The 18291-nt window shown below is 71.1% G+C and carries 23 protein-coding genes; 11 read left to right on the forward strand and 12 right to left on the reverse strand.

The genetic code is table 11. From position 1 onward, the window contains the following. Positions 1-58: 58 nt before the first annotated feature. Positions 59-1252 (reverse strand): macrolide family glycosyltransferase, encoded by a 1194-nt coding sequence (locus tag ACQEU8_RS31600; protein WP_433107146.1) that lies wholly within the window; start codon positions 1250-1252, stop codon positions 59-61. A gap of 52 nt (positions 1253-1304) precedes the next feature. On the opposite strand from ACQEU8_RS31600, the gene ACQEU8_RS31605 reads away from it, so the two are divergent. After that, a complete protein-coding gene (locus ACQEU8_RS31605) occupies positions 1305-1745 on the forward strand; it encodes a hypothetical protein (protein ID WP_433107148.1) in 441 nt (146 codons plus the stop codon). Positions 1746-1766: 21 nt separating this feature from the next. Here the strand turns inward: ACQEU8_RS31605 and ACQEU8_RS31610 are convergent, their stop codons facing one another. After that, the gene (locus ACQEU8_RS31610) at positions 1767-2666 is read right to left on the reverse strand and encodes a sulfotransferase domain-containing protein (protein ID WP_433107150.1); all 900 of its coding nucleotides are present in this window, start codon (positions 2664-2666) and stop codon (positions 1767-1769) included. 164 nt (positions 2667-2830) lie between these two features. On the opposite strand from ACQEU8_RS31610, the gene ACQEU8_RS31615 reads away from it, so the two are divergent. Further along, positions 2831-3340: an SMI1/KNR4 family protein gene (locus ACQEU8_RS31615; RefSeq protein WP_433107152.1), complete on the forward strand. Its 510-nt coding sequence runs from the start codon at positions 2831-2833 to the stop codon at positions 3338-3340. Positions 3341-3351: 11 nt separating this feature from the next. Here the strand turns inward: ACQEU8_RS31615 and ACQEU8_RS31620 are convergent, their stop codons facing one another. Beyond that, a complete protein-coding gene (locus ACQEU8_RS31620; RefSeq protein WP_433107154.1) occupies positions 3352-3978 on the reverse strand; it encodes a hypothetical protein in 627 nt (208 codons plus the stop codon). After that, positions 3975-4436 carry an ATP-binding protein gene (locus ACQEU8_RS31625; RefSeq protein ID WP_433107156.1) on the reverse strand — a complete coding sequence of 154 codons (462 nt, stop codon included), beginning with the start codon at positions 4434-4436 and terminating at the stop codon, positions 3975-3977. The genes ACQEU8_RS31620 and ACQEU8_RS31625 overlap by 4 nt, the downstream gene beginning before the upstream one ends. Before the next feature lie 112 nt (positions 4437-4548). Here ACQEU8_RS31625 and ACQEU8_RS31630 point away from each other — a divergent pair, with 112 nt between their 5' ends. From ACQEU8_RS31630 to ACQEU8_RS31640, 3 genes are all read left to right on the forward strand, one after another. Then, positions 4549-5370, forward strand: a complete 822-nt coding sequence (locus tag ACQEU8_RS31630) for a helix-turn-helix domain-containing protein (RefSeq protein ID WP_433107158.1) — start codon at positions 4549-4551, stop codon at positions 5368-5370. Continuing rightward, complete coding sequence (locus tag ACQEU8_RS31635; protein ID WP_433107160.1) at positions 5367-5579, forward strand: DUF397 domain-containing protein; 213 nt, start codon at positions 5367-5369, stop codon at positions 5577-5579. Before ACQEU8_RS31630 ends, ACQEU8_RS31635 begins: the two co-directional genes overlap by 4 nt. Before the next feature lie 257 nt (positions 5580-5836). Continuing rightward, positions 5837-6049: a hypothetical protein gene (locus tag ACQEU8_RS31640; RefSeq protein WP_433107162.1), complete on the forward strand. Its 213-nt coding sequence runs from the start codon at positions 5837-5839 to the stop codon at positions 6047-6049. 22 nt (positions 6050-6071) lie between these two features. Here the strand turns inward: ACQEU8_RS31640 and ACQEU8_RS31645 are convergent, their stop codons facing one another. Together ACQEU8_RS31645 and ACQEU8_RS31650 are read right to left on the reverse strand one after the other, a co-directional pair. After that, positions 6072-6626: a hypothetical protein gene (locus tag ACQEU8_RS31645; protein ID WP_433107164.1), complete on the reverse strand. Its 555-nt coding sequence runs from the start codon at positions 6624-6626 to the stop codon at positions 6072-6074. A 70-nt stretch (positions 6627-6696) separates the two neighbouring features. Further along, positions 6697-7029 carry an ArsR/SmtB family transcription factor gene (locus ACQEU8_RS31650; protein ID WP_433107166.1) on the reverse strand — a complete coding sequence of 111 codons (333 nt, stop codon included), beginning with the start codon at positions 7027-7029 and terminating at the stop codon, positions 6697-6699. 124 nt (positions 7030-7153) lie between these two features. Between ACQEU8_RS31650 and ACQEU8_RS31655 the strand changes: the two genes are divergently transcribed. Further along, positions 7154-8371 carry an MFS transporter gene (locus ACQEU8_RS31655; protein WP_433107168.1) on the forward strand — a complete coding sequence of 406 codons (1218 nt, stop codon included), beginning with the start codon at positions 7154-7156 and terminating at the stop codon, positions 8369-8371. Positions 8372-8375: 4 nt separating this feature from the next. Here the strand turns inward: ACQEU8_RS31655 and ACQEU8_RS31660 are convergent, their stop codons facing one another. After that, complete coding sequence (locus tag ACQEU8_RS31660; protein ID WP_433107170.1) at positions 8376-9362, reverse strand: hypothetical protein; 987 nt, start codon at positions 9360-9362, stop codon at positions 8376-8378. Between the two features lie 182 nt (positions 9363-9544). On the opposite strand from ACQEU8_RS31660, the gene ACQEU8_RS31665 reads away from it, so the two are divergent. After that, positions 9545-10093 (forward strand): RNA 2'-phosphotransferase, encoded by a 549-nt coding sequence (locus tag ACQEU8_RS31665; protein ID WP_433108866.1) that lies wholly within the window; start codon positions 9545-9547, stop codon positions 10091-10093. Positions 10094-10207: 114 nt separating this feature from the next. Then, a complete protein-coding gene (locus ACQEU8_RS31670; protein ID WP_433107172.1) occupies positions 10208-11410 on the forward strand; it encodes an MFS transporter in 1203 nt (400 codons plus the stop codon). 22 nt (positions 11411-11432) lie between these two features. Here ACQEU8_RS31670 and ACQEU8_RS31675 read toward each other — a convergent pair whose 3' ends face one another. Next, on the reverse strand, positions 11433-11618 hold the full coding sequence (locus tag ACQEU8_RS31675) for a hypothetical protein (RefSeq protein ID WP_433107174.1): 186 nt from the start codon (positions 11616-11618) through the stop codon (positions 11433-11435). A gap of 237 nt (positions 11619-11855) precedes the next feature. On the opposite strand from ACQEU8_RS31675, the gene ACQEU8_RS31680 reads away from it, so the two are divergent. Then, positions 11856-12308: a YbhB/YbcL family Raf kinase inhibitor-like protein gene (locus ACQEU8_RS31680; RefSeq protein WP_433107176.1), complete on the forward strand. Its 453-nt coding sequence runs from the start codon at positions 11856-11858 to the stop codon at positions 12306-12308. Between the two features lie 219 nt (positions 12309-12527). Here the strand turns inward: ACQEU8_RS31680 and ACQEU8_RS31685 are convergent, their stop codons facing one another. After that, positions 12528-13139 (reverse strand): TetR/AcrR family transcriptional regulator, encoded by a 612-nt coding sequence (locus ACQEU8_RS31685; protein ID WP_433107178.1) that lies wholly within the window; start codon positions 13137-13139, stop codon positions 12528-12530. A 151-nt stretch (positions 13140-13290) separates the two neighbouring features. Here ACQEU8_RS31685 and ACQEU8_RS31690 point away from each other — a divergent pair, with 151 nt between their 5' ends. Then, positions 13291-14049 carry an SDR family oxidoreductase gene (locus ACQEU8_RS31690; RefSeq protein ID WP_433107180.1) on the forward strand — a complete coding sequence of 253 codons (759 nt, stop codon included), beginning with the start codon at positions 13291-13293 and terminating at the stop codon, positions 14047-14049. 164 nt (positions 14050-14213) lie between these two features. Here ACQEU8_RS31690 and ACQEU8_RS31695 read toward each other — a convergent pair whose 3' ends face one another. Beyond that, complete coding sequence (locus ACQEU8_RS31695) at positions 14214-14510, reverse strand: hypothetical protein (RefSeq protein ID WP_433107182.1); 297 nt, start codon at positions 14508-14510, stop codon at positions 14214-14216. A 317-nt stretch (positions 14511-14827) separates the two neighbouring features. Further along, positions 14828-15850 (reverse strand): LysR family transcriptional regulator, encoded by a 1023-nt coding sequence (locus ACQEU8_RS31700; protein ID WP_433107184.1) that lies wholly within the window; start codon positions 15848-15850, stop codon positions 14828-14830. A gap of 128 nt (positions 15851-15978) precedes the next feature. On the opposite strand from ACQEU8_RS31700, the gene ACQEU8_RS31705 reads away from it, so the two are divergent. Beyond that, on the forward strand, positions 15979-17292 hold the full coding sequence (locus ACQEU8_RS31705; RefSeq protein ID WP_433107186.1) for an MFS transporter: 1314 nt from the start codon (positions 15979-15981) through the stop codon (positions 17290-17292). Between the two features lie 27 nt (positions 17293-17319). Here ACQEU8_RS31705 and ACQEU8_RS31710 read toward each other — a convergent pair whose 3' ends face one another. Continuing rightward, positions 17320-18279, reverse strand: coding sequence for an oxygenase MpaB family protein (locus tag ACQEU8_RS31710; RefSeq protein WP_433107188.1), 960 nt, complete (start codon positions 18277-18279; stop codon positions 17320-17322). Between the last annotated feature and the right edge of the window lie 12 nt (positions 18280-18291).

An 18291-nucleotide genomic window follows, 5' to 3' on the forward strand; every position in this document is an offset into this window, starting at 1 on the left:
CTGATCAACTGCTCGTGATCGACGGGTGATTCTACGGATGGTCAGTTCTACGGAAGCGTCAGACCAGGTGGCTCTCGATCAGGGTGGCGGCGCGTGGGGCTCCACCTGCGGTACGGAGGGTGTCGCGCATGGTGCGCAAACCGGCGCGCGTCTCGGGGTCCACAGCCACGTGGTCGACCGCCTCCAGCAGAGCGGAGGGGGTGACCGTCTCGCGGTCCAGGCGGGTGCCCAGGCGCAGGTCTACGACGCGGTCGGCGTTGAGGGACTGTTCCGGGGTGTGGGGCAGGGTGACCAGGCCGACGCCGAAGTGGAGGGATTCCAGTACGGAGTTCATGCCCGCGTGGGAGACGAACGCGGAGGCCTGCCGCAGTACGGCGAGCTGCGGGAAGGACCGCCGGGCTTCGACGGTGGGCGGCAGCGGGCCCAGCGCGGCGGGATCCGTGTCGCCCACCGTCATCGCCACCTGCCACGGGCTGTCGGCGAAGGCGTCGACGCAGCGGCGGTAGAAGTCGGGGCTGCCCGTCGCGACGGACCCCAGCGAGATGTAGACCAGCGGGGCCTCCGGGTCCCGCGGCTGCCACTGCTCGGTCCGCTCCCGGGCGCCCATCGAGGGGCCGACGAAGTGGTGGCGGGCGTCGAAGGTGTCGCCGTACGGCTGGAACGCGCGCGGTACGAAGACCAGGTTGAGCTCGGTGGCCGGTTCGGTCAGCGGGTCGGCGCGGTCGGCGGACACGCCGTACGTACGGGAGAACCGCTCGCGGTCGGCCGTGAGGGCTTCCATCGCCGGGTGATCCGCCCCCAGGGCGCCCGCCAAGTGATCGTCCAGCGAGAACTTCTCGTTCGAGGCGAAGTGCGGGACGAGCCGTACCGCCGGGATGCCCAGATCCTCGGCCACCACGCGCGCGGGCCAGTTGGTGGTGTCGAAGCAGACCGCGTCCGGCGGCTCGGCGGCCGTGCATCGGTCCCGCAGCACGGGATACGTCTTCGTCATCGCCGCGAAGTAGTGGCGCAGCCAGGCGCCCATGACCTCCGGACCGATGTACGACGGCGGCGTGAACGGCTCAAGCGCGGGCAGTTCCAGCCAGCGCGCTCCCGCTCCGGTGACCGCGGCGGCGTGCTCGGCCCCGGTCGCGTACTCCACCCGGTGCCCACGCCGCACCAGCTCCTCCACCAGCGGCAACGTCGGATTGACGTGACCGCTCCCGGCCAGCGCGACGAACAGCAGACACTTCGGCTTCGACATGTTCGGCATGGCCGGTGACCGTACGGCAGAACGCGGAGCGGCTTCCAACGAGAATTGCCGCATGTTCGAGGTACTGCCCGGCGTCGGCCTGCGGCTGCCCGGCCGCGCGGGCACGCTGCGGTTCGGCATGGACGAGCGTGCCGCCCAGTGGGCCGTCGCCACGCTCGCCGACGTACGGGAGGGCTGGGCCTGCGGGGCGGGGTGGGCCTTCAGCGCCCGGTACGAGGGGGTGCTTCTGGAGGCGCACGGCGACACCCGGGACCGCTACGGCGGGTACGCGGACGCGGCCGGCCTTGCGGCCCTCGCCCTGACCGCCGAGTGGCGCCCCGCCGCGCAGCCCGTCGTACTCGGCGACCTCGACCTGTTCGGCCACCCCGCCGACGAGATCCGGGCCGCGCTGCCCGACCCTCTCCCGCCCGGCCTCCGGCTCCAAGCCGCTCCCGACGGCGCATACATCGCCGCCGTGCACCTGGACGCCGGACCTCCGCCCCGCCCGGCGTAGGCCACGCTACATACCGACCGGTCAGTCAAGCGGACCAGCATGCTCCAGCCAGTGGCGCAGATCGGAGGGAAGGGCCCCGGCCACTGCGCGGTCGTACAGCTCCAGGTCCTCCCCACCCACCGTCTCCCGCCACTGCCCGCTGGTGCCGCGATGGAAGAACCACGCCTCCTGCGGGCCCGGCCCGAGAGTGGGTGAGACGAGCTCGCTTTCGGCCCGCATGGTTTCGAAGCGGCAGGCCGCGACGAGTTCGGGCCAGAGCTGCTCCGGGATGTCCGTGCCCAGATGGGCGGCCACCCGACGCATCTCGCCCGGCAAGTCGTCCAACAGGTTCTGGTAGTGGAGCAGCAGCACACCGGGGTCGTGCCGCAGCGGCCACCAGGACCTCAGATGCCCGGTGAACCGCTCCAGACCGAGACCGCCGTCCCGGCCCATCGGCTCCCCGGAGAAGAACGCCCGCCAGAAGACGCGCGGATCCTCCGGCAGCGGCCCGTGCACCCCCGTCGTGGCCATGTGGTGGTAGAAGGACAGCGCGACATCCCGCAGATCCCGGAAGACCACCAGATACGACACCGTGCACGGCAACGGCGGCAGCCCGTCCGCGGGCAGATGAGTCTTGAGAAACCGCCGGTGCTCCTGCGCCTCCAACTCCACCAGAACGGTGTCCACATCGACGTGCCGGGCCTCCAGCCACGGCGACACCTTCCGCAACGGCCCGGGCAGCGCCGCACTCCCGAACACCAGGCACCCCGTAATGCGTTGCACCCACGTCGTACCGCTCTTCGGCGGCGTACTGATGACGATGTCATCCGACCGCGGCCCAAACCGGTCCCACCGAGTGCTGTCGTAAACCGAGGTCCGATACGTCCGCCGGGGCAGCGAGTACTCCATGTCCCAACAGTGCCCCACCCCACAGTTCCCCATCGCATTCCCACCGGCACTGCGAATGCCGGCCACCCGGGCGCCGCCGAGCGCCCGCCCCTGCCAACGGCTCTACGCGGAGGCGGCAGGCTCCGGTTCCACACGGCGCCGAAAGCGGATTCCGCACGCCGAGGCGGCAAAGCCAGGGCCCGTGTCAGGATCACCTGGTGAGCATTGAGAAGTTGACTTCCCTGGTGCCTCCCCCCACCGCACCCGTACGCGCGGACGTCGACTGGACGGAAACCGAAGCCGCCCTCGGCCTTTCACTGCCCGCCGAATTCAAGGAGTTGGTGCGGCTCTACGGCGAAGGTCAGTTCTGCGACGAGTTCGACACCTGCTCCCCGGGGCGGCTCCGTATACACAACCAGGAACTGACGGCGCAGTGGAGGTCCTTTCGGGAGGAGCACCCGGGAAGGTTCCGGCTCCCCCTGTACCCCGAACCCTCGGGGCTGCTGGTCTGGGGATTCGACAACAACGGCGGTGCTCTGTGCTGGCGTACGGAGGGCGAGCCGGACGCCTGGCAGGTGGTGAGGTGGCTGCGGCGGGACATCGCCTTCCACGAATGGGACGGTGGTGCCGTCGAGTACCTCACGGCACAGATCGGAAGCCTCCTCGAAGAATTCGAAGAAGAGGGAGAACCCGTCGAGGCCCCCTGGTTCACGCCCGCGTGCCCCTGAACGTGTCCGGGTCAGCATCCGACGGAGAGCGTGGCATCGGGCCTGCCAGTGCGAGCATCCAGCTGCATCACGTGCTGATGGCCGCCCGCGTCCGTGAGGAGCAGACGCGACGGGGTGGCCCAGGTGATCCGCTTCAATTCGCGCCTCGGGTCGTCGCCGTTGAAGCAGGCCGCCTCCCACTCCCGGGCGCCGAGTCCTGTGCCGTGGATGACTGTGACCTGGAAGACCGGGTCGATTGCTGACGATCCTCGCCACGACACAGCCCGACGGTCGGCTCCGCCCGGCGCCTCGACCGTCTCCCCTTCCGCCCAGCCGTCGCTGTCCCAGCCCAGAACGAGAGCACTGAGCGCGAGACAGCCCAGCAGGGCGAGCACACCGAAGATCACAACAGGTATTCGCAGGAGAGGCCGGAGCGGGCGCAGCGTCGCCCCGGCAATGAGCAGTGCGGCTGCTGCGGCGACGTGCGGAACGGGGCCGTCGAAAACCCTGCGCAGGACAACCAGATGGGTGGTCTCCGCGTAATGGCTGCCCAGCGGGTGGCCGAGCAGCAGAAGCAGCCCGGCTACCAGCATCGCCGACGCCACCCCACGCCGGTTCCGCTGCCACCAGTGCCTGTCGGTGTTCGCCGTCACCGTCACGCTGCCCCCGTTCCCGTCGGACCGTGCAGCGTACCGGCCTGCCTCAACCGGGCACAGCACCCCGCGAATTCCGCCCACACCACCTTTCCGGGGCTCCGTTCCCCCACCCCCCATTTGTCCGCCAGCATTTCGATGAGCAGTAGCCCCCGGCCGCATTCCGCGTCGTCGTCGGCGCACGACATACGTGGCGTTCCCTCTCCGCTGTCGTGCACCTCAATTCGCAACACTCCGTCATGCTCCAGCCAAAGCATCACCCGGAATCCACGCCCCGGCGGCACCCCGTGCAGCAGTGCGTTCGTCGTCATCTCGCTGACGCAGAGCAGTACGTCGTCGCAGCGTGCCGCCGCACCCCAGTCGCCGAGCGCTGCCCGGACGAACGCCCGCGCGCGGGGAATTGAACGCCGCTCGCGACGGTAGAAGTGCTCCCGGAAATGAGGCAGCTGAGTTTCGCGGTTCATATGAGAACCGTCGCGCCCTCTGGTTACGCTCAACACCGTTCCGGGCCGTACGGATGAGTTGTACGGCCTCAATGCCGGTCAGCCACATGCCGGTTGGGGGAGAGACATGGCTATGCCTCCGAAGAAGCGTAAGAAGAACGCGTCCGCGATGAGGATGGTCGGCCAAATGTTGGCCAACTATCGCCGCAGCGCGGGCCTCACTCAGCAAGCCCTCGCCGAACGTATGTGCCTCGACGAGGAAACCATCGCCTCCATCGAACAGGGCCGCCGCCCCTTGAAGAGCGATCTCGCTGCGCGGTTGGACGAAGTACTCGACACCAAGGGCACGTTGGCCGTCGCCGTCGAACACCTCCCGGAGATGGACAAGTACCCGCTCTGGGCTGAGGAATTCATCGACCGCGAGCAGGAGGCCGTCGCCATCGACTGGTTCGAGAACCAGGTACTGCCCGGCCTGTTGCAGACCGAGGAGTACGCCCGCGCGGTCTTCCGCAGCAAGGAGCCGCCGCTGGACGTAGACGAACTGGAAGTCCAGGTCGCCGGTCGCCTCGATCGACAGGACATCCTCCAGCGCAGGTGCCCGCCGTCCGCGAGCTTCGTCATCTCCGAGGCCGTACTGCTGGACCGCCTCGGTGGCGACCTGGTGCGGCGGGAGCAACTGAGGCGCCTTCGGCAGGATGCCGATCTACCCGGGCTGTCGATCCAAATCATGCCGCTCGGACGCGAAACCCATGCAGGGCTCAACGGACCCTTCATTGTTCTGGAGACCCCGGACAACGAGAGCCTGGGCTACATGGAGACACAGCGCGGCAGCATGCTCGTCTCCGAGGCGCATGAGGTCAGCATTCTCTCACGGCAGTATGCAATGCTGCGGACCCAGGCTCTCAACATCGAAGAGTCGCGGAGCCTGCTGGATCGACTGCTAGGAGAGGCATGACGAACGTACAGCCCACCCCCGGCACAGAAGACCTGGCGTGGTTCAAGTCCAGCTACAGCGGCGACCAGGGAGGCGCCTGCCTCGAAGTGGCCACCTGCACCGACGCCCAAATCCACGTCCGGGACTCGAAGGTGCCCACCGGCCCCACCCTCACCCTCTCCCCCGCCGCCTGGGCGTCGTTCACGGCGTACGCCGCAGCGCGGTCCTGACCCGCTCGCCGGGTCCCTGCGCAGGCGCGCCATGGATCTGGAGACGTACACGGCCCGCGCCCGCAGCGGGCCGTGCTTCGTGTGTGCCTTTCTGGCCGGGGCCCCGGACTACCGGCACGAGACGGTCTACGAGAACGACGACCACGTAGCGTTCCTCGACAGGGCACACGTGGAGCATGTGGTGCGGGATCTGGGCGAGGCGGCGTACTTCCGGCTGATGCGCGTCGTACGCGACGTGGCGCTGGCGGGGCGAGCGGGTGTGCGGGGCCGAGCGGACGTACCTGTACTCGCTCGGCAGCCAGCAGGGCAACGCCCACCTGCACTGGCACATCGCGGCGCTGCCGCCAGGTGTGCCGTACGAACGGCAGCAGTTCCACGCCCTTATGACCGAGAACGGGGTGCTGGACGTCCGGCCGGAGGAAGCCGCGGACATGGCGCGGCGCGTCCGGGATGCTTTGGCTTCCGGCTGAGGCGTTGTCGTGGTTGGCCGCTCTACGGGTCCTGGTCGGTGACGCCGAGGTCGACGCGCATGAGGTGGCGCATTCTCCACAGGGGGTCCCACAGCTTGTCCATGCTCTCCCGGGCGGCTGCCAGGTTCTCTCCCTGCTGGGCGGTGCCACCGTCTAGACGCATCAACAGGCCATAAAGGCCGCCGAGATGGCGGTTCGCCGTGCTGGCCGCCTCCGCCACGCTGTCGGGCAGCACCATCTGGGCTTCGGCGTGACGCATGCGGTGCTCACGGCGTGCTCGGTCCAGATCTGATCGCAGTTCGTCGGTCACCTCGCGCCTCTCCAGGGCGTGGAGGAACTTGCTCATCACGTTGGCCAAGTCCCGGGTACCGGCGCTGAGAGTGGCGTAGCACGTGCGCCGTGCCTCGAGCTGGGCCTGGCGGGTGGCGTATTCGCGTTCGTCTTGCTGGAGTTGCCTGGCGTGCTCCAGCTCGCGGGCTCTGGCGCGGTCGGCGCCGCGCTGGGTGATCACGGCGGCTGCGAGCGTGCCGCCGATACCCAGGACCGCGATCACGATTTGGCTGATTGCGCTGTTCAAGCTGCCCCCCGGCTCAAGCTGCCCCGGCTCCGATCGGCTCGCCGGGACCTTACCCGGCGAGCCGCGGACGTCAGCTGTCGGCGGGTGGGTGCGGGTGGCGGGCTCCGTTCAGTACGGAGTCGAGCAGGCCGGGGAAGAGTGCGTCCAGGTCGTCGCGGCGCAGCCGGACCAGCCGGGAGCGGCCCTGGATGGTGGTCCAGGTGACGCCTGCCTCGCGGAGGACCCGGTAGTGGTGGGAGAGCGTCGTCTGGTGAACGTCCAGGTCGCCGCCGATGGCGTTGCAGCTCTCCTCACCGGTTACGGCGAGCCGTTGGACGATTTCCAGCCGTACCGGATCGGCCAGCGCACGCAGCACCTCCACCATCCGGATCGCCTCGGTCGCCGGCTGGGACACCTCGCGCATCGCTTCCTCCGTCCGTACCGAGGCCGAAGTCTACTCACCCATTGATACATGGACAAGCATCCATGCATCGCTCTACAGTGCCGATCACCCACCTCCGCGGTGCTCCGGAAAGGCGGCACGATCCATGCTGAAACGCCTACTCCCGCTGGCTTTGGCGACGTTCGCCGTCGGCACCGACAGCTATGTCATCGCGGGGCTGCTCCCCTCCATCGCCGCCGATCTGGAGGTGTCCACGCCGGCAGCCGGCCAGTTGGTGACGGTCTTCGCCTTGACGATGGCGTTGTCGGCGCCGGTGATGGGGGCGGTCACCAGCGGCCTGGACCGGCGGTCGGCGCTGCTGATCGCGTTGGGGGTGTTCGTGATCGGCAACGCCGTCACCGCGTTGGGCACCAGCTACGAGGTGGTGATGGCCGCCCGCATCGCTACCGCCGTGGGAGCGGGCACCATCAACTCCGCTGCCTCCAGTACGGCGGCGGCCATCGCTCCGCCGGAACGCCGTGGCCGGGCCCTGGCGTTCGTGCTGGGTGGCCTGACGTTGGCGACCGCGCTGGGGCTGCCGCTCGGTACGCTGATCGGCCGCGCCGACTGGCACCTCACCCTGTGGGCTGTCGCCGGGATCGGCCTGTTGGCGGCCATAGGCATCGCCGTCGGGCTCACGAAGGTGACGCTCCCCGCCGCCTCGCTGCCCGACCGGCTGCGTCCACTCACGCAGGGCCACATAGGGGCTCTGCTGGCGGTCACTTCACTGGCCTTTCTGGGTGCCTACACCCTCTACACGTACATCGCCCCGGCTCTACGGGATGCCACTGGCGGCAACGAGTCGCTGCTGATCCTGATCCTGCTGGCCTGGGGGGTCGGCACCCTGGCGGGGAACATCGCCGCCGGCCGCCTGGTCGACCGTCACGACTCCGCCCGCGTCCTCACCGGCACCCTCGCCTGCGCCGCGCTCGCCCTGGCACTGACTCCACTGGCAACCCGCGCCCTCGCTCCCGCCCTGGTCTGGGCGGTGGTCTGGGGTGTGACCGTCGGCGTCATCGTCGTCCCCCAGCAGCACCGGCTCATCGCCCTCAACCCCGCCGCAGCACCGGTCCTGCTCGGGCTCAACTCCTCCGCGCTCTACGTCGGGATCGCCCTGGGCGGCGGCCTCGGCGGACTGGCGCAGGAGTGGTTCGGGCTTGCCCCGGCCGAACTGGGACCGGTGGCCGCCGGCGTCACCGCCCTCACCCTCCTGTGGCACCTGGGCACCACACGTCACCCCGCGCCCCGAAAGGGGCGCGGGGAACTGCGCGCCCAGCCACAGCTCACCCGCAGCCGACGGACATCGCGCAGGGGCACCCCCTGAGACGTCAGGAAACAGGTGTCCGGCCCGGGTACGCCCGCTCCGCCGCCCGGATGACGGCGGCGGCGTCCCGCGCCGGGGCGAGTCCGAAGTGCTCGTCCAGCCAGTCGAGGTACTCGGCGTGGGCGGGATTCGGCTCGCAGTCGCGGAGGGCGACACCGTCGTCGGTCACATGGATCTCGAGGCCGTCGAGGGCGCCGAGGAACTCGCGTATGTTCCGGGCGACCACATGGTGTTCGTCGTCGTCACCGACCACCACGACTGGTTGGCCGGCGCTGTCGGCCCGCTCGTCGTGCGGCATCAGGGCGTAGGTGTCGTAGTCCTCGTTGGCGTCCGCGAAGGGCAGCAGGCCGGGGTCGCCGTCCCAGTCCTCGCGGTCCTCGGCGGAGAGCAGCGAGAAGCCGCCCGCGTAGCTGCCTTCGGTGCTGTCCTGGAACCGCTTGAGGAGGTTCAGCTCGTGTACGGGGGAGAAGACGGCGTCCGGCAGCAGCGGATGGATCCACTCGGCCCACTCCTTGCCGAGCTCCTCCTCGGCCGCTTCGATGATGTCCCAGGCGTCCTCGGGCGGGGTCAGCCCGAAGTTGTCCACCAGCCAGGCGTGGTAGTCGGCGCGCCCGGGAAGCTCCTCCTCGTCCCGCTCGTAGACGTCGTCCCAGTCGCAGGCGAGGCCGGCTTCGAGCCCCGCCAACAGCCGGAAGAACTCCCGCAGATCGCGGGCGACCAGGTGCAGGCCGCCCTCGTCCCCGAGCAGCACGACCGGCAGGGTGGCGAGGTCGTCGCGGTCGTCGCGCTTCCAGAGGGCGTACAGCGAGCCGCTGAGATTGGCGGACGCGAACCCGATCAGGCCCCGCATCAGCTCCGGGGTGTCGCGCAGGAACGGGAGTTCACGGAAGTCGTCCAGCCACGCCCAGGGTGCGTAGGACTCTTCGCAGCGGTCGTCGAACTCCTTGAGGAGGTTCAGTTCGGGGATCGGTGAGTAGGCGTCGTCCGGCATGGGAGCTCCGAGCAGTCAGGTCGTCGTGGCGGTCTCGGCTGCCCGAGTGCAGCGTGGCGGGAATCCTACGGAAGATCGCCACGCGTACGCCCCGCCAGGGCGGCCGCTCCGGTCGATAACCCGATGCGATCGATGGGCCGTACGCGCCATCCTCGTCGCATATGAACGAGAACTCGTCCCCTATGAACGAGAAGCGGAACGTCCGCATTTCCAAGTACCTGGCGCGCCACCTGCGTCATGATCCCGCGCGCATCGGGCTCACCCTCGACGCGCAGGGCTGGGCCGACATCGACGAGCTGCTGGCCGCCGCCGCGGCGCACGGGTTCCCCCTCACGCGGGCCGAGCTCGAAGAGGTGGTGGCCACCAATGACAAGCAGCGCTACGCCCTCTCCGCCGACGGCACCCGTATCCGCGCCAACCAAGGGCACACCGTCGCGGTCGAGTTGGACCTCCCCGAGCTGGCGCCCCCACCCGTGCTCTTCCATGGCACCGTGCCCCGCTTCCTCGCGGCGATCCGCGCGGAGGGGCTGCGCCCCATGGCACGGCACGCCGTCCACCTCTCCCCGGACCGCGAGACGGCGACCCGGGTGGGAGCCCGCCGGGGCCGCGCCGTCGTGCTGACGGTCGCCGCGGCGCATATGCACGAGCAGGGGCACATCTTCCGCAGGAGCGAGAACGGCGTATGGCTCACCGCCGCCGTGCCGCCTCGCTACCTGAGCTTCCACGGCTGAGGCCACACGTCCTGGTCCGCGTCCTGAAGGGCGCGCGTCCAGCTGAGGCCACGCCTCCTGTTGAGGGCGCGATCCCGCCAGCCTCCGAGCCACGCGCTTGCTGGACTCGTGGGCATGGAAACAGTGTTCACAAAGGAGCGCCCGGCGCAGCGTTCGCCGGCGAAGTCGTGGTTGGCCGTGGTCTCGCTGATGGCAGGCCTGTTCTCCCTCGTCACAACGGAGATCCTGCCCATCGGCCTGCTCACGTCGATCGGCGCGGACTTCACCGTCTCGGACGGGATGGCCGGGCTGATGATGACGATGCCGGGCTTTCTGGCAGCCCTCTCCGCGCCGCTGGTGACGGTGGCGACGGGGCGCGTGGACCGGCGGCGGATGCTGTGCGCGTTCATGCTGCTGCTGGCGCTCGCCAACGTCGTCGCCGCGACGGCTGACGACTACGGCTGGATCCTGGCCTCGCGGGCGATGGTGGGCGTCACGATCGGCGGGTTCTGGTCGATCGGCGCCGGGCTGGCGCCACGGCTGGTTCCGGCGGCCTCGGTGGGGCGGGCGACAGCGGTGATCTTCGCGGCGGTACCGCTCGGCTCGGTGCTCGGGGTGCCGCTGGGCACGTTCGTGGGGGAGGTGGCGGGCTGGCGGACGGCGTTCGCCGCGATGGGGGTGCTGTCGCTGGCGGTCTTCGCGGCGCTGCTGTCGGTGGTGCCGCCGCTCCCGCCGGAGCAGATCACCCGGCTTCGTACGCTGGGCCGGCAACTCGGCGGGAACGGTACGCGGTTCGCGCTGCTGGTCACCTTCCTGATCGTGCTGGCGCACTTCGGCGCGTACACATACGTCACGCCCTTCCTGGAGCAGGTCACCCGGGCGGACCCCGGGGCGATCACCGTGGCGCTGCTGGCCTACGGCGCCGCGGGGATGGTCGGCAACTTCGTGGGCGGTCCCGCCGCCGCCCGTCGGCCGTACGGGACGTTCGCGGCGGGAGCGGCACTGATTGCCGTCGCGACGCTGCTGCTGCCGGTGCTCGGGTCCTCGCAGCCGGGTGCGTTCGTGCTGCTGGTGGTGTGGGGGGTGGGGTACGGAGCCGTGCCGGTCTGCTCCCAGACCCTGTTCGCCAAGGCGGCGCCGGAGGCCGTGGAGGCGTCCTCGACCCTGTTCACCGCCTCGTTCCAGGCCACCCTCTCCACCGGAGCGCTGGCGGGCGGCGCGCTGCTGGACCGTTCCTCGCCCTCGGTGGTGCTGGCGGTGGGTGGCGCGGTGGCGCTGCTCGTGGTGCCGATTGTCAGCAGCGGACAGCATGTACCGGGGCTGCTGCGGCGACCGTAGCAAACGTCACATTCGTGAACGCTCATGCTGCGAATCCGTCACAGACGCCGCCACGCCATGGCCACCGCAGCGCCCGGGTCGCCAACGTGGCTGACATGGACGCGATGTTCTGGATCATTCCGCCGGTCTTCATGTGCGTGGCGGTGTACATGACGGTGCGGCGGCTGGTGCTGCTGGTGCGGCTGGTCACCATCTGGCGACGCGGCATCCACGCGGAGGGGCGCTGCCTGCGCACATGGGTCAGCCGCCACACCCTGTCCGACGGCGCAGGCTGCGGGAACGTAGTGGCTGGGCGCGCAGTTCCCCGCGCCCCTTCGGGGCGCACCCCCTGCGCCTGGGGGACAGACCCAGCCCCTTCCGCCAGGCCCCCGGCCCGGTGGTTCTTCGTCGGCTACCTGGCCCACGGCGCGGTATCCGGGGCCGCGCCCGGGTTACCCGTCAGTGCATGGCAGGCATCGAACTCAGCAGCTCCGCGTTCACCGACCACGCGATCATCCCGCGCCGCTACACCCGCGACGGCGACGACACCTCCCCTCCGCTGGAGTGGTCCGGCGTACCGGGCGGCACCAGAGAACTTCTCCTGCTGTGCGAGGACCCCGACGCACCGTCGGGCACCTTCGTGCACTGGCTGGTCACCGGGATCGACCCGGAAGCGCGCTCCGTGGGCGCCGGCGAGACACCCCGGGGCGGCACCCCCCTCACCAACGGCTTCGGCGGGTCCGGCTGGGGCGGCCCGATGCCACCGGCCGGGGACGAGGCCCACCGCTACTTCTTCCGGCTGTACGCCCTCCCCGAGCCGGTGCAGATCCCCGACAACGCCTCCGCCGAGGACGTGCACCGCGCTGTGGACGGTGCGGCCCTCGCCAGCGGCAACATCGTCGGCCTCTACCAACGCTGAACGCCCCCGAAGGGGCGCGGGGAACGGCTCCCCTGGGGGCACCTCCCGGCCGGAGGCTGGGGGACTCCGGCCGGGTGGGGGTACCCCCGGCCGAAGGCTGGGGGAGTGCCCCCACAAGCCACAAACGACCCGCAGCCTGCGGACGGCGGCCAGGGGCACCCCCTGGCCGGCACACAGGAGGGCCGGGGCGGCGGCCCGTCACATGGCCCGGCCGGGCGGCTACCGTCCCGGCGCCGTAAGGGTGTCCCAGGCGGCCATCGAAGCGTCCACGACGGCGAGCAGTTCGGGGCACGGAACGCCGTCCTTCGCCTGGACGGAGAGGCCGAACAGTACGGTCGCGTAGAAGGCGGCCATGGCGCCACTGTCGGCGCCGGCCGGTACGTCGCCCTCCGCGATCCCGCGGTCCACGCGCTCGCGGAACATCCGCTCCGTCGCCCGGCGGTCCTCGGCGAGCAGGGCGCGGACGCCCTCGTTCTCCGGGGTGCAGTTGGTCGCGGCAAGGACGATCATGCAGCCGCGCGGCTTGTCGGGATCGGTGTAGTTGACGACGTTGGTGCGCAGCGCCTCGCGCACCCCCTCGCGCGCCGTGGGCGCCTCAGTCAGCGCGACGCGGCTGACCGTGCCGTCGGTCCGCCCGTACAGCTCCACCGCCTCGCGGAAGAGGTCTTCCTTGGAGCCGAAGGCGGCGTACAGGCTCGGCGGTCTGATGCCCATGGCCGCGGTGAGTTCGGCCATCGTGGTCGCCTCGTATCCGCGCTCCCAGAAGACGCGCATCGCCTGTTCGAGCGCGGCGTCCCGGTCGAAGGCGCGTGGCCGTCCGCGTGTCGCCATCGTCGGCCCCTTCCTGCCGCTGGCCCCTGTCGGCCTTTGTTTAACGCTCGCTACTGAAAGCCCTTGACGCCCGAGGATACTCGCTGGCTTAATTATTGAGTGCTCGCTACAGAAATGGCGGGCGCTCCACACCGTATGAAACGAGGACAGCATGACGTCGACATCGACACTCCCGCTCAGCGGCAAGGCAGCGCTGGTCACCGGCGGGAGCAGGGGGATAGGCGCGGCCGTCGCCCGGCGGCTCGCGGCCGACGGCGCAGACGTCGCGCTCACGTACGTCAGCGCGGAGGGCCGCGCCAAGGAGGTCGCCGAGGACATCCGCGCCACCGGCCGCCGGGCGCTGGCCATCAAGGCGGACAGCGCGTCGGCCGCCGACCCGGTGGACGCGGTGCAGCGTACGGCGCAGGAGTTCGGCCGCTTCGACATCCTCGTCAACAACGCGGGCATCTTCCCCAACGGCCCGCTGGAGGACGTCACCGTGGCGGAGATCGACCGCACTCTGGCGATCCATGTGCGCGCCGCGCTGCTCGGCGCACAGGCGGCGGCCGGTCATATGACGGAGGGCGGACGCATCGTGACGATCGGCAGCAACCTCGCCGACCGCGTCCCGGGCCCCGGCGTCACGCTCTACGCCGCCTCCAAGTCCGCGCTCAGCGGCCTCACTCGAGGGCTGGCCCGCGACCTGGGTGCCCGCGGCATCACCGCCAACCTCGTCCAGCCCGGCTCGACGGACACGGATATGAACCCCGCCGACAGCGGCACACGGGCCGACTCCCAGCGGGCCCTGACCGCCCTCGGCCGCTACGGCACCCCCGAGGGCATCGCCGCCATCGTTGCCCACCTGGCCGGCCCCGACGGCTCAGGCACCACGGGCTCCACCTTCACCGTTGACGCGGGCACCAACGCCTGACGCGCCCCTCCTCCGGGAGGGCTCTCACGCGGACGGGCCCGTCGCCCCTGGCCGAAGGGGCAACGGGCCCATGCCGCTTCAGATGCCATCCGCTTCAGGTGCCATGCCGGTTCAGGTATCCATGTCGCTTCAGGTGCCATGCCGGTTCAGGTGCCCATGCCGCTTCAGGTCATGAGCGATGAGCGGCGTGCCTCCCGCCGACCCGCGTAGCGCTCCTTGCGGTTTTCCTCCCTGATCATGCCCTGCCGCTCCTTGACGCAGCCGCGCCTGTGGCAGCCCGCGCAGCAGGTGTGGCCGAGCAGCAGCACACCCGGGTCCTCCCAGCGGCAGCGGGTGTCGCTCGGCACCCGCGTCGGGCGCGGCGGCAGATCACAGGGCCCGAAACGGTGATCGTGGACCGGCCGAGGAGCGTGTTCCGCGTGGCGCACCCACAGCGGCTTGGTCTTGTCCGTGCGGGACATCTCGTTCCTTCCGGAACCGCCGCCCGGACTCCCGGACCTTCCGGGCGGGCGGCCAGGTTCGGATCCGCACGCGACCACGCTCCTTCCTCGGCCCGCCGCAGCCCGTTTCCTTCCGCTACGGCTCGAACACCAGCCTAGGGCTCGCTTTCCCGACGAGCACGGGGATTCCGAGCACGCCGATTCCGAGCATGGGATGCCGAGCACGGGGCTTCCCGAGACGGCGAGTCCGAGCACGGGATGCCGAGTACGGGGATGCCGAACACAGCGAGTCCCGGCCACGGAAGGCCAGGAGCCCGGCAGGTCAGAGGCGCGGAAGGTCAGGAGCCCGGGAGAAACGCCTCGTCCTCGTCCGGCAGCCAGCTGCCGACGGGGCGGGTGAGCCAGCCGGCCGCCCCGCCCAACTCCCGCGCGGCCTCCCGCAGCGCGGTGAGGCCGGGGTGCCGCAGGCCCCGGCGCCACACCATCGAGACCGGCGACAGCGGCACCGGATCGGCCAGCAGGCGCAGCACCATGCCCTCGACGCCGATGAAGACCTCGGTCGCCAGCACCGACCACCCCTTCCCCCGCACCACCCGGGCGAACTCCCGCTCCCCCTCGATCTTCGGGAAGGGCGCCGCCAGTTGGATGCCGCGCCCCTCGAACAGGGCGCGGGCGTAGGAGGTCCACTCGGCGGTGCCCGGGTTCCCGGCACCGGCGTACAACGTCTCCCCCTCCAACGCCGCCAACGGCACCTCGCCCATCCCGGCTGGGGGCGCCTCGCCCAGCCACGCCAGCGGCACCTCGCCCAGCCCCGCCAGTCTGTGCTGCTCCGGCACCAGTACGGCAACCCGCTCGTACCGCACCAACTGGTGCTCCAGCCCCGCCAGCGTCTCGCGCGGCAGTCCGGCAGCGCGGCCGAAGGCGATGTCCAGGCGGCCCGCGAGGATGTCGGCGGCGGCCGCTGTCAGACCGCTGTAGTAACGGGCGACGAACTCGACGCCCGGCGCCGTCTCCCGCGCCGTCTCCAGCACCCGCTGCCCGGTGGAGACGGGTGCCGCCACATCGACGGCCAGCGGCCGCTCCCCCACCGCTTCGCCCCGCCCGAACGCGGCGGCCAGTTCGCCGTGTGCCGCCAACACCCGCCGCGCGTACGGGAGCAGCCGCTCGCCCTCCGGGGTGAGCGCCACCTGCCGGGTGCTGCGGACGAACAGCACGGCCCCCAACTCCCGCTCCAGCGAGCGGATGTCCCGGCTCAGCGCCTGCTGTGCCACGTACAGCCGGGCGGCGGCACGCGTGAAGTGCAGCTCCTCAGCGACCGCCACGAAGGCCCGCAGCAGTCGTGGGGAGAGATCGTTGGACACCGGGAGACGGTAAGCGGGCGGCCCTCCGCTCCACAACGGGAAAGCTCCCCCATTTACAACACAGCTGTGTGAAAGGGCCGCCAACAGGTGTTGGACCCCGCCTCCCACCTGCGGCAACGCTGTCCGGCATGCCCGTCTACCACCGCCCTGTCAGCGCCGCCCGACCTCGGTACGCCTTCCACGGCAGCACCCTCGTCATGGCACCGCCCGCACCGCCCGCATCACCGCAGCGCCGTGAGCGCCGACCCCGGAACCCGTACGTCCGGCTGTTCGCCCGCCCCGGCACCGTCGGCTTCACGCTCGGCAGCCTGCTCGCGCGGCTGCCCATGGGCATGTTCACCGTCAGCGCCGTGCTGATGATCGCGGGCGAGCGCGGCTCGTACGCGCTGGCCGGGGCCGTCACCGCGACCGGGCTGGCGGCGACCGCGCTGGCCGGACCGCTGGTGGCGCGCCTCGTCGACCGGTACGGGCAGGCACGTACGGCGCTGCCCGCCACCCTGCTCGCGCTGCTCGGCTCCCTCACGCTCGTGGTGTGCGTACGCACGCACGCGCCGGACTGGACACTGTTCGCCGCCTACGCGGCCACCGCGACCACCCCCAACACGGGCGGCATGGCGCGCGCCCGCTGGGCGTATCTGCTCCGCGACGACGCGGCCGCCCGGCACACCGCCAACTCCTTCGAACAGTCAGCGGACGAACTGTGCTTCATGCTCGGCCCCGTCCTCGCCACCCTGTTGTGCACCGCGCTCTTCCCGGAGGCCGGAACGCTGGCCGGGTGCGGGCTGTTGCTGGCCGGAACGCTGCTGTTCCACGCACAGCGCTCGACGGAACCGCCGCCCGCCCCACGGCGTGGCCATGCCGGACCCGCGCCGCTGCGGCGGCCCGGCATGCCCGCGCTGCTGTTGGTCTTCCTCGCCACCGGGGCGGTGTTCGGCGCGCTGGAGGTGGTCACCCTGGCCTACGCGGACGGGGCGGGTCACCGCGCGGCGGCCGGTGTCGTCCTCGCCTGCCAGGCGGCTGGTTCGGCCCTCGCCGGGCTCGCGTTCGGCGCCCTGCCGCCCGCTCGTTCCGACCGGCGCCGGATGGCCGGATGTGTGGCTGCCATGGCCGCCTTGATGACCCTGCCGCTGCTCGTCTCGCTGACGGCGCCGCTGCCGCTGCTGGCGGGGGCGCTGCTGGTGGCGGGCATGGCGACGGCCCCGACGATGGTCACCGGCATGGCCCTCGTCCAACGGCTCACCCCGGCCGGGCGGCTCAACGAGGGCATGACGCTGGCCGTCACCGCGCTGCTCGCCGGCATCGCCGCCGGATCGGCGAGCGGCGGCTGGGCCACGGAAGCGCTGGGCTCCGCCGGGTGGGCGTACACCGTCCCCCTCGCGGCGGCGGCATCAGCGGCCGTCCTCGCCACCCTCTTGGCCGCCCGGCCCGTCGCACCCGGGTGACGCCCGGCCGCCGCGGTCGGGCCGCCCCTACCCGCGGGGCGAGTAGTGCTGTGGCCAGTCGCGCTCCTCGGGCAGCGGCAGGTTACGGGCCGGCGTCTCCACCACCGGCGCGTCCCGGTCCCGCACGCCCCGTTCGCGCTCCCAGCCCGCCCGCGCCCTCGGGTGGTAGCGGCGCGAGGGCGGGACCAGCTGCCAGCCCCGGTGGACGAGCCGACCGATCCTGCGCAGCCGACGCTCGTCGCGGACGGTCCACGTATAGCCGAGGCGGCGCCGTACGGCGGGCGGGAAGAGCCCGACCGTGAGCCACACGGAAGCGCGCCCCAGCGGGCCCCGCACCAGCCGCCACACCACGTCCGGCAACAGCCGCAGCGCGGGCGGCTTCGCGATCAGCGTCAGATCGAGCACGTCACGAGTGGGCTGGTTGTCCTCCAGCACGTTCTCGGCCATGTGCGTCCAGTACCGCTGGAACGCCTCCCAGTCGGCCGGTACGGGACGCATGCTCATCCCGTACAGCCGCCACCACCGCACATGCTCGTCGAACAGCTGCCGCTTCTCCACCTCCGTCAGCCCGGGACCGAGCCGGTCGGCGACCAGCAGGGTGAGGACGAAGAAGGTGGCGTGCGCCCAGTAGAACGTGTCGGGATCCAGCGCGTGGTACGGACGGCCCGCGCGGTCGGTGCCCTGGATGGTGCGGTGGTATCCGCGCACCTGGCGCGCCGTCTCGGCGGCACGGGGCCCGTCGTAGACGACGCCGCCGATCGGATAGAGCGAACGGAACAGCCGCTGCCAGCGCTCCTCGAAGAACCGGGAGTGCTCGGCGACGCCCGCGCCGAGCTGCGGATGCATGTTCTGCATCGCACCCGCCCACGGCGCCAGCAGCACACCGCGCCAGTCCCCGAAGTACCGCCACGTCAGCGAGTCGGGCCCAAGGGGCTCCGGCCCGCCGCCGCAGTCGATGCCGGTGTCGCTCGCCTCGTCCGGGACCATGCGGCGCTCCTT

Origin of the sequence: Streptomyces sp. CA-250714 (assembly GCF_050936705.1) — a bacterium.
In the GTDB taxonomy this organism is placed as follows: Bacteria; Actinomycetota; Actinomycetes; order Streptomycetales; family Streptomycetaceae; genus Streptomyces.

Coding starts and splice junctions, on each gene's coding strand:
- ACQEU8_RS31600 (WP_433107146.1), bottom strand. CDS start 1,252: ATGCCGAACATGTCGAAGCCGAAGTGTCTGCTGTTCGTCGCGCTGGCC.
- ACQEU8_RS31605 (WP_433107148.1), top strand. CDS start 1,305: ATGTTCGAGGTACTGCCCGGCGTCGGCCTGCGGCTGCCCGGCCGCGCG.
- ACQEU8_RS31610 (WP_433107150.1), bottom strand. CDS start 2,666: ATGGGGAACTGTGGGGTGGGGCACTGTTGGGACATGGAGTACTCGCTG.
- ACQEU8_RS31625 (WP_433107156.1), bottom strand. CDS start 4,436: ATGAACCGCGAAACTCAGCTGCCTCATTTCCGGGAGCACTTCTACCGT.
- ACQEU8_RS31630 (WP_433107158.1), top strand. CDS start 4,549: ATGCCTCCGAAGAAGCGTAAGAAGAACGCGTCCGCGATGAGGATGGTC.
- ACQEU8_RS31635 (WP_433107160.1), top strand. CDS start 5,367: ATGACGAACGTACAGCCCACCCCCGGCACAGAAGACCTGGCGTGGTTC.
- ACQEU8_RS31650 (WP_433107166.1), bottom strand. CDS start 7,029: ATGCGCGAGGTGTCCCAGCCGGCGACCGAGGCGATCCGGATGGTGGAG.
- ACQEU8_RS31655 (WP_433107168.1), top strand. CDS start 7,154: ATGCTGAAACGCCTACTCCCGCTGGCTTTGGCGACGTTCGCCGTCGGC.
- ACQEU8_RS31660 (WP_433107170.1), bottom strand. CDS start 9,362: ATGCCGGACGACGCCTACTCACCGATCCCCGAACTGAACCTCCTCAAG.
- ACQEU8_RS31665 (WP_433108866.1), top strand. CDS start 9,545: ATGAACGAGAAGCGGAACGTCCGCATTTCCAAGTACCTGGCGCGCCAC.
- ACQEU8_RS31670 (WP_433107172.1), top strand. CDS start 10,208: ATGGAAACAGTGTTCACAAAGGAGCGCCCGGCGCAGCGTTCGCCGGCG.
- ACQEU8_RS31675 (WP_433107174.1), bottom strand. CDS start 11,618: ATGCCGCGTCGCCAGATGGTGACCAGCCGCACCAGCAGCACCAGCCGC.
- ACQEU8_RS31680 (WP_433107176.1), top strand. CDS start 11,856: ATGGCAGGCATCGAACTCAGCAGCTCCGCGTTCACCGACCACGCGATC.
- ACQEU8_RS31685 (WP_433107178.1), bottom strand. CDS start 13,139: ATGGCGACACGCGGACGGCCACGCGCCTTCGACCGGGACGCCGCGCTC.
- ACQEU8_RS31690 (WP_433107180.1), top strand. CDS start 13,291: ATGACGTCGACATCGACACTCCCGCTCAGCGGCAAGGCAGCGCTGGTC.
- ACQEU8_RS31695 (WP_433107182.1), bottom strand. CDS start 14,510: ATGTCCCGCACGGACAAGACCAAGCCGCTGTGGGTGCGCCACGCGGAA.
- ACQEU8_RS31705 (WP_433107186.1), top strand. CDS start 15,979: ATGCCCGTCTACCACCGCCCTGTCAGCGCCGCCCGACCTCGGTACGCC.
- ACQEU8_RS31710 (WP_433107188.1), bottom strand. CDS start 18,279: ATGGTCCCGGACGAGGCGAGCGACACCGGCATCGACTGCGGCGGCGGG.